Source organism: Streptomyces boncukensis (assembly GCF_011045075.1).
In the GTDB taxonomy this organism is placed as follows: Bacteria; Actinomycetota; Actinomycetes; order Streptomycetales; family Streptomycetaceae; genus Streptomyces; species Streptomyces boncukensis.
The window spans coordinates 1-8,397 of the sequence record NZ_JAAKZZ010000339.1; the positions used below are offsets into that span (position 1 = coordinate 1).

An 8,397-nucleotide genomic window follows, 5' to 3' on the forward strand; every position below is an offset into this window, starting at 1 on the left:
GAGACAGGGGCGGGCACAGTGTGTGCGTACCGGCCGGCACGGTGGTGTGGACGACGGGCTTCGGCGTGCCCGAGGCGGCGCGCGAGGCGGGCTTCGCGGTGGACGTGCACGGCAAGCTGCGGGTCGACCCGACGCTGCGCTCGCTCTCGCACCCGGAGGTGTACGGCATCGGGGACGCGGCGGCCGTGCGCTTCCCCGGCGAGGCCACTGACGGCGCCGCGCGGGAGCTTCGTATGGCGTGCGCGACGGGCCTGCCCGCCGCCGGACATGTCGCCGGGGCCGTCGCCGCGCGGCTGGCGGGCCGGGAGCCGGAACCGATGCGCTTCCGCTATGTCAACCAGTGCGTGAGCCTGGGCCGCAAGGACGCGCTCGTGCAGTTCGTACGGGCGGACGACACCCCGCGCGAGACCGTCCTCACCGGGCGGCTCGCCGCGCTGTACAAGGACGTGATCGTGCGCGCGGCGCTGGCGATGCAGTCCCGCCCGCGCCTGCTGCCCCTCCTCTCTCCGCGCGGCGCGCGGCCGCGCGGGACAGCTCAGCCCGTCGGGTGAGGGGACCCGGCGGCGGTTCCCCCGGGGCTCCTGGGCCCTCGGGTCCCTCGGGTCCCCCGGGTCCCCCGGGGTTTCACGAGGTGAGGGGGCGCGACGTGCGCCCGGACTCGGCGTCGATCTCGTCGTGCGCCTTGGTGAGCAGCCGCATGGTCAGCTCGTTCAGGGCCCGCGCACCCGCGATCTCCTCTCCCACCCGTGGCTGGTTCGGGTCGACGGGGTGCCTCCGGGCATAGCCGTGCGACCGCACCTCGCTCCCGTCGGGAAGCCGTACGAGCGCGACGGCGCGCGTGCGGTGCGCGTCCTCCTCGAACTTCAACTCGACGTGCCAGCCCACCGCGGTCTCCAACATGACGATCACCTCCTGAACGACTACGGGAGCCGCTGCTTCCAGGGTGCGCCCGCGGCGCGCGGTGTGCACCACACGGCGTCGAGAACCAGCCCGAGCAGCCGCTCCGAGCGGTCCGGCTCGCCGGTGCGCGCCGTGGACAGCGCGATACCGGCGACGAGTTGGACGACGTCCCCGGCGGACAGGTCGGCGCGGGCCGTGCCGTGCCGCTGGGCACGGTCGAGCAGCCGGGCCGCGGCGTCCCGGATGGTCCGGTGGCAGTCGAGCCCCAGGGCCTCCAGCTCCTCGGCGAGCGAGGGCTCCTCGGTGAGCAGGGTGCCGCCCAGGCCCTGGTTGACGCGGGCGTGCGCCAGGAAGGCGTGCAGCCAGCGGGCCAGCGCGTCGTCGGGGTCGGCGTCCGGGGCGCTCAGCGCGCCGGCCAGTGTGCGCAGCTTCTCGACGCGGTCCTGGAGCAGCGCCGCGAGCAGGGCCTGGCGGCGCGGGAAGTGCCGGTAGAGGGTGCCAGGGCCGACCCCGGCCCGCTTGGCCACCTCGTTGAGGGAGGCGTCGGGCCCGGACTCCGCGAACACCTCCCGTGCGGCGGCCAGCAGCCGCTCCCTGCTGGCGCGGGCGTCCGCGCGCTGTCCGGTCGCCATGGGGGCTCCTTACGGGCTGGCCAAGCGGAGAAGTTCTCCGTGCCGTAGCGGATCCAACCGGAGAACTTCTCCGGCTCACAGTACGTGCTGTGCTGCCCCGCTGGCATACGACGGAGGACCGAGGCGCATAACGGAACAGGGACACGACGCTCACCCGGAGCTGAGCCGAATCGGCATCTGGACCCTCGCCTTCGAAGCGCAGCCCGCCGGACGGGTCAGGGAGGCGGCGGCGGAGATCGAGGAGCTGGGCTACGGCACGCTCTGGTACGGCGAGGCGTTCGGCCGCGACGCGGTCGGCCAGGCGTGGCTGCGGCTGAGGCCACCCGCCGCCTCCGCGTGGCCTCCGGCATCGCGAACATCGCCCTGCGGGACCCGGTCGCGTCCCCCGCCACGGCCCGGTGCCCGACCCGGCCCCGCACCGCCTGCTGGCCGCGCTCGGCCCGAGGATGCTCGCCCTGGCGGCGGAGCGGACCTGGGGCGCCCACCCGTACTTCGTTCCCGTCGACCACACCGCGCGGGCGCGCGCGACGATGGGCGAGGGCGCGATGCTCGCCGTCGAACAGGCGGTGGTGCTCGACACCGACCGGGCGCGGGCCCGCGAGGTGGCCACCGCCCATGTGGCCGCGTACCTCCGGGCGCCGCACCAGGTCGCGAACCTCCGGCAGCAGGGCTTCGACGACGCCGACCTGGCGGACGGCCGTCCGAGCCGCCGCCTGGTCGACGCGATCGTGGCGTACGGGGACGCGGGGGCGATCCGGCGGCGCGTACGCGACCACCTGGACGCGGGCGCCGACCATGTCTGCGTCCAGGCTCTGACGCCCGATCCGGCCGGTCTCCCGGACCGGGCCTGGCGGGAGCTGGCGCCCGCGCTGCTGTCCGGGTGAGGATGCCGGAGTCCGGTCCGGCCGGGCAAAGGGCCGGACGAAAGGGTGGTGCGGGCAAGCATGCGCGGTGACATCGACGGCATCGAGGCGGCGGTCTTCGACGTCTTCGGCACACTGACCGACTGGCGCACCAGTGTGACCGCCGAGCTGGCGGCTGCGGGCGAGCGCGCGGAGCTGACGGCCGACTGGCCGTCCGTCGCGGACGACTGGCGCCGCGCGTACCCGGTGTATCTGCGCCGGGTCGTCGACGGGGAGCTCCCGTACCGCCCGCTGGACGCGCTGCACCGGCTGATGCTGGACGAGGTGCTGGCCGAACGCGGCCTGGAGGCGCTGTCCGGGGCCGAGCGCGACGGGCTGGTCCGCGCCTGGCACCGGCTGCGCCCGTGGCCCGACGTCCCGCCGGGCCTGGAGCGGCTGCGCGCCTCCACAGTCCTGACGGCCACGCTCTCCAACGGCGGCGTGGGGCTGCTGACCCGCCTCACCAAGCGGGCCGGCCTCCGCCTCGACGCCATCCTCTCCGCCGAGCTGGCCGGTTCCTACAAGCCGGACGCCCGGGTCTACCGCAAGGCGGCCGAACTGCTCCAGGTGCCCCCGCACCGGCTGCTGATGGTGGCCTGCCACCCGGACGACCTGACGGCCGCGGCGCGCTCCGGGCTGCGCACCGCCTACCTGCCGCGCGCCCGGGAGTGGGGCCCGGACGCCGCCGCGCCGCCGCCCCCGGAGGGGGTGGACCTGGTGGTGGACGACCTGCCGTCGCTGGCGGACGCACTGACCCGCTGAGCGCAGCGCAAGACCGGGCCCCGGCAGGGGCGCGGGGAACGGCGCGGGGAACTGCGCGCCCAGATACGACGCACCCGCAGACTGCGAAGCGCAACCAGGGGCAGGCTAGGTGCATGGACGGCGCTCCCGCCCCGCATCCGGCCCAGGCGCTCGCCGCCGAGCTCCGCCGCCGCTTCGCGGCCGACCAGGCGGCGCGCGGCGCGCGGGACTGGCCGGCGATGGACCGCGTCGACGCGGAGAACACCGCCTGGCTCAAGTCCGCCGTGGCGGCGGGCGGCTGGCCCCGGCTGGCCGATGTCGGCCGGGAGGGCGCGACCCACGCGTGGCTGCTGGCCCAGCACGCCGACGCCGACCCCGGCTTCCAGGAGGAGGCCCTGCGGCTGCTGACGGCCGCCGTGGCCGCCGGGGAGGCCCTTCCCGAGCACCAGGCGCTGCTGACGGACCGTGTCCGCGTCAACGCCGGCCAGCCGCAGCTGTACGGCACCCAGTACGCCGGGGACCCGGACAGCACGCGGGTGCGCCCGCACCCGATCGAGGACCCGGAGCGGCTGGACGAGCGCCGCGCCGCCGTGGGCCTGGAGCCGCACGCCGTCTACGACCGCCGAATGCGCGGCGGCTGAGCGGTGGTTGGGGTCGCGTGGTCGCGTGGTCGCGTGGTGATCCGATGGCCAGTGCGAATGTTCTGCGGGAAAGGTTCCGGAACGGGCTGCCCGCGCCGGTCTACGCGTGTCACGATCCCGGCCATGCGTACTCACAAGGCCGCGGCGGCCGCACTGGCCGTCGCGTCATCACTGCTGCTCGCGGGCTGTTCGGATGACAGCGGGGACAGTGAAGGGACGTCCTCGAAGGCAGGCGGCCCGGCCCGGGAGAAGGACTCGGTGACCGTCGAGATCAAGGTCACCGGCGACTCTCCCGCGAGCGTCTACGTCCCCGGCATCCTGGGCACCGGTATCGACCGCGAGGATCTGGATCTGGACCGGATCAAGACGCCCTGGTCGAAGACGTTCACCTCGAGGCCCGGCCGCATGATCAACATGCAGGCCGCGTCCATCGACGCCAAGTCGGAGATCGGCTGCCAGGTCGTCGTGGACGGAAAGGTGCGGAAGGAGAAGGTCGCCAGGGCGAAGCCGGGGAAGACGCTCGTCTCGCACTGCAGCACGACCATCTGACCGCCCGGGGTCCGACAACGGGCACGGGGCCGTTGTCGGACCGCACGTCGCCATGTCGCCCTGCGTCAGCGGGTGCCGACGGTCTCCGTGTCGCGCCCCGACCGCAGCACGGTGCCCGGGACGGCGCCGGTGAGGGCGTCCTCGCGCACTGTCCGCACCCCGTTGACCCAGACGCCCACCACCCCCTCGGCCCGCGAGTCCAGCCGCGGGCTGTCGCCCGGCAGATCGTGCACCAGGACGGCGCTGCCCGCGTCGATCCGCTCGGGGTCGAAGAGGACGAGGTCGGCGTGCCAGCCTTCCGCGATCCGGCCGCGCTCGCGCAGCCCGAGCAGCCGCGCGGGGTCGTCGGTGAGCATCCGCACCGCCTGCTCCAGGCCCACCAGCTTCCGCCTCCGCAGACAGTCCCCGAGGAAGCGCGTGGTGTAGGGGGCGCCGCACATCCGGTCCAGGTGGGCGCCCGCGTCGGAGCCGCCGAGCAGCACGTCCTCGTGCTGCCAGGTCTCGCGGCGCAGCTCCCAGCTGGCCGGGTCGTTGTCGCTCGGCATCGGCCACAGGACGGTGCGCAGGTCGTCGTTCGCGCAGATGTCGACCAGGCAGGCGAACGGCTCCATGCCGCGCTCGGCGGCGATGTCCCGCACGACCCGCCCGGTGAGCCCCTCGTTCGCGGGCGCGTAGGTGTCCCCGATGACGTAGCGGTCGAAGTGCGCCAGGCGGCGGAAGACGCCCGCCTCCTCGCTGCCGGCCCGCCGCAGCAGCTGGGCGCGTACGTCCGCGTCGCGCAGCCTGGCGATCCGCTCGGGGACCGGCAGGCCGAGCACGTCGCCCCACCCGGGGATCAGGTTCAGCGCGCAGAAGGTGCCCAGTGACATGTTCATCGGGGTGAGGATCGGCATGGTGAGGGCCACGACCCGGCCGCCCGCCTGCCGGGCCCGCTCGCTCGGCGCGAGCTGGCGCGGCACGCGCTCGGGGACGGCGGCGTCGATCGTCAGCACGTTCCAGTTGAGCGGGCGCCCGGCGGCGGCCGACATCCGCACGAGCAGGTCGATCTCGTCGTCGCTGAACCGGTCCAGGCAGCCGGCGACGATCGCCTCGATCTGCGTCCCCTGGTGCTCGCCGACGGCGCGGGAGAGCGCCAGCAGTTCCTCGGGCCCGGCGTGCCGGGACGCGACGGGCTGCCCGTCGCCGTCCGCGTGGGTGCCGGACTGGGTGGTGGACAGCCCCCAGGCGCCCGCTTCCATGGCCTCGTGGAAGAGCCGCAGCATGGCGTCGAGCTGGTCGGCGCCGGGCCGGCCGCCGATCGCGTCCGGGCCCATGACGTAGCGCCGCAGTGCGCAGTGGCCCACCATGAAGCCCGCGTTGACGGCCGTGCGGCCCTCCAGCGCGTCCAGGTAGTCCCCGAAGGAGTGCCAGCTCCAGGGCGCCCCCTCCTCCAGCGCCACCAGTGACATGCCCTCGACACGCGCCATCATCCGCCGGGTGTAGTCGGCGTCCCCGGGGCGTTCGGGGTGGAGCGGTGCGAGCGTGAAGCCGCAGTTGCCGCCCGCGACGGTGGTGACGCCGTGCTGCATCGAGGGGGTGGCGTAGGGGTCCCAGAAGAGCTGCGCGTCGTAGTGGGTGTGCGGGTCGACGAAGCCGGGCGCCAGGACGAGGCCGGTGCCGTCCACGTACGTACGGGCCCGGTCGCGGGGCGCGTCGCCGGGCGCGCGGTCGGGCGCACGGTCAGGCGCGCGGTCGGCTGGGGCGCCCGGGGCGCGGCGGACGAGGGCGGCGATGCGCCCGTCGCGGATCCCCACGTCCGCGGCGTACGCCGGCGCGCCGGTGCCGTCGACGACAGTGGCGTTCTCGATGAGCTGGTCAAGCATGGGCGGCCGCCTGACGGAACCGGGTCGTCCGGTGCACCGGATCGGTGTCGATCTGCGGGATGACATGCTCACCGATGAGCCGGATCGTGTTCATGGTGTCCTCGTAGGGGATGCCGACGGGCAGCCCGAAGGAGAGCTGGTCGGCACCGGCCTGCTCCCACCGCTTGCACTGCCGCAGCACCTCCTCCGGATTGCCGCAGATCATCAGTTCCTCGGCGATCAGCAGCTCCACGACCTCCTCGGTGTACTCCGGTATCAGCTCCGGCCACTCGGGGATGCCCCGGGGGCGGGGGAAGGTGTCGTGGTAGCGGAAGAGCAGCGACTGCAGGTAGTTCAGCCCGGCGCCCACCGCGATCCGCTTCGCCTTCTCGCTGGTCTCGGCGCAGATCGCGGTGGAGGTGACCATCACGTTGTCGTTGACGTAGTCCGCGATCGGCTCGGCGTCCCGCACGGCGCCCTTGTACGACTCGACCACCCACTCCATGTCGGAGACCTTCTGCACGCTGAACCCCAGCACCCCCAGGCCCTTCTTCGCGGCCATCGCGTACGAGGAGGGGGAGCCCGCCGCGTACCACATCGCCGGGTGCGAGCCGCCGTACGGCTTGGGCAGCACCCTGCGCGGCGGCAGTGACCAGTGGGTGCCCTGGAAGCCCTCGTACTCGTCCTGGAGCCACATCTTCGGGAACTCGGCGATGGTCTCTTCCCAGATCTCCTTGGTGTGGTTCATATCCGTGATACCCGGGAGGAAGCCGAGGATCTCGTGGCTGCCGGCGCCGCGCCCGCTGCCGAACTCGAAGCGCCCGCCGGAGAGGTGGTCGAGCATCGCCACCTTCTCCGCGACCTTCACCGGGTGGTTGACGGTGGGCAGCGGGTTGAAGATGCCGGAGCCGAGGTGGATGCGCTCGGTGGCGTGGGCGAGATAGCCGAGGAAGACGTCGTTGGCGGAGAGGTGGGAGTACTCCTCCAGGAAGTGGTGCTCGGAGGCCCAGGCGTACTTGAACCCCGACCGGTCGGCCTGGATGACGTACTCGGTCTCCTCGACCAGCGCGTTGTGCTCGGCCCGCGGATCGGTCCGGGCCCGCGCCGCGGGCACATATCCCTGAACGAAGAGTCCGAATTCCACGGTGCCTCACCCCTCTTTCTGACGGTCCGTCAGATTCTCTGGCATCTCGCACTCTGGCACCGGGGGCCGGGAGCGTCAAGGGACGGCGGACGATCAGACGGCCCCGCCGCTCAGACCATCTGCACCCCGGCGAGCCACCCGCCGTCGATGACGAACGGCTGCCCGCTGATGTACGACGAGTCCTCGCAGGTCAGGAACAGCGCCAGCCGCGCCACCTCCTCCGGCCGCCCGAGCCGCCCCTGCGGCACCAGCTTGGAGTAGAACGCGTCCAACTCCTCCGTCGAGCCGCGCTCGTCCGCGAACCCGCTCCCATCGGCGCTCGGCGGCCGGACCATCGGGGTGTCGATGGCGCCCGGACAGATGGCGTTGACCCGGATCCCCTCGCCCGCCAGTTCCATGGACGCCACCCGGGTCATCCCGAGGATCGCCGCCTTGGTCGCCGCGTACGCGGTGATGTACGCCATGCCGGAGAGCGCCGCGTACGAAGAGGTGTTCACGATCGTCCCGCCGCCACACGCCTCCAGCTCCGGCACGACGGCACGCATCCCCAGGAAGCAGCCGATCTGGTTGACGTCGACGACCTCCCGGTACTCCGCGAGGCTGGTGCGGGCCAGCTCGCCGAAGCGCAGCACCCCCGCGTTGTTGACCAGGCCGTCGACATGCCCGAACCGCTCCTTGGCGGCGCGCACGGCGCGCGTCCAGTCGTCCTCGCCCCGCACGTCGAGAGGGACGTACAGGGCCCGCTCCGCGCCGGTGTCCTCCCGGATGTCCTTGGCGACGGCCTCGCCCTGCTCGTCCAGTACGTCGCCCAGCACCACCGCGGCGCCCTCGGCGGCGAAGAGTCGGGCCGCGTGCTCGCCCTGGCCCCGCGCGGCACCGGTGATGATGACGACCCGTCCGTCCAGCTTGCCCATCGGTCTGCCTCCCGTTCGTCGCGCCTGAGGGCACGCCGCACCGTCGGGGCGCGACCTCCCATTCGTCGCGCGCCGGCGCGCACGGCGCAATGGGGCGGACCCGAACGGCGGCATCACGTCCCCCTCTGCTCCC

At 73.6% G+C, this 8,397-nt stretch carries 9 protein-coding genes and 1 pseudogene; 5 read left to right on the forward strand and 5 right to left on the reverse strand.

The window, feature by feature from the left end:
• On the forward strand, positions 1-551 hold a 551-nt coding region (locus tag G5C65_RS25780; RefSeq protein WP_165301325.1), incomplete at its 5' end, for an NAD(P)/FAD-dependent oxidoreductase.
• A 73-nt stretch (positions 552-624) separates the two neighbouring features.
• Here G5C65_RS25780 and G5C65_RS25785 read toward each other — a convergent pair.
• Both G5C65_RS25785 and G5C65_RS25790 read right to left on the reverse strand, forming a co-directional pair.
• Positions 625-900 carry a DUF1876 domain-containing protein gene (locus G5C65_RS25785; RefSeq protein ID WP_206442271.1) on the reverse strand — a complete coding sequence of 92 codons (276 nt, stop codon included), beginning with the start codon at positions 898-900 and terminating at the stop codon, positions 625-627.
• A 20-nt stretch (positions 901-920) separates the two neighbouring features.
• On the reverse strand, positions 921-1,532 hold the full coding sequence (locus G5C65_RS25790) for a TetR/AcrR family transcriptional regulator (RefSeq protein WP_165301327.1): 612 nt from the start codon (positions 1,530-1,532) through the stop codon (positions 921-923).
• Positions 1,533-1,659: 127 nt separating this feature from the next.
• Between G5C65_RS25790 and G5C65_RS25795 the strand changes: the two are divergent.
• The 4 genes and pseudogenes from G5C65_RS25795 (at position 1,660) to G5C65_RS25810 (ending at position 4,365) form a co-directional block, all read left to right on the forward strand.
• Positions 1,660-2,416, forward strand: a pseudogene (locus tag G5C65_RS25795) (LLM class flavin-dependent oxidoreductase).
• A 60-nt stretch (positions 2,417-2,476) separates the two neighbouring features.
• Entirely contained in the window at positions 2,477-3,196 is a 720-nt protein-coding gene (locus tag G5C65_RS25800) for a haloacid dehalogenase type II (protein ID WP_165301328.1), read from the forward strand.
• Between the two features lie 113 nt (positions 3,197-3,309).
• On the forward strand, positions 3,310-3,816 hold the full coding sequence (locus G5C65_RS25805) for a DUF6624 domain-containing protein (protein ID WP_165301329.1): 507 nt from the start codon (positions 3,310-3,312) through the stop codon (positions 3,814-3,816).
• A gap of 123 nt (positions 3,817-3,939) precedes the next feature.
• Positions 3,940-4,365 (forward strand): MmpS family transport accessory protein, encoded by a 426-nt coding sequence (locus G5C65_RS25810; RefSeq protein WP_165301330.1) that lies wholly within the window; start codon positions 3,940-3,942, stop codon positions 4,363-4,365.
• 65 nt (positions 4,366-4,430) lie between these two features.
• Here G5C65_RS25810 and G5C65_RS25815 read toward each other — a convergent pair whose 3' ends face one another.
• The 3 genes from G5C65_RS25815 to G5C65_RS25825 all read right to left on the reverse strand — a co-directional run bounded on the left by G5C65_RS25815 (position 4,431) and on the right by G5C65_RS25825 (position 8,264).
• The gene (locus tag G5C65_RS25815; RefSeq protein ID WP_165301331.1) at positions 4,431-6,227 is read right to left on the reverse strand and encodes an N-acyl-D-amino-acid deacylase family protein; all 1,797 of its coding nucleotides are present in this window, start codon (positions 6,225-6,227) and stop codon (positions 4,431-4,433) included.
• Positions 6,220-7,350, reverse strand: a complete 1,131-nt coding sequence (locus G5C65_RS25820) for an LLM class flavin-dependent oxidoreductase (RefSeq protein WP_165301332.1) — start codon at positions 7,348-7,350, stop codon at positions 6,220-6,222. Before G5C65_RS25820 ends, G5C65_RS25815 begins: the two co-directional genes overlap by 8 nt.
• Positions 7,351-7,460: 110 nt before the next feature.
• Positions 7,461-8,264, reverse strand: coding sequence for an SDR family NAD(P)-dependent oxidoreductase (locus G5C65_RS25825; protein ID WP_165301333.1), 804 nt, complete (start codon positions 8,262-8,264; stop codon positions 7,461-7,463).
• Positions 8,265-8,397 lie beyond the last annotated feature (133 nt).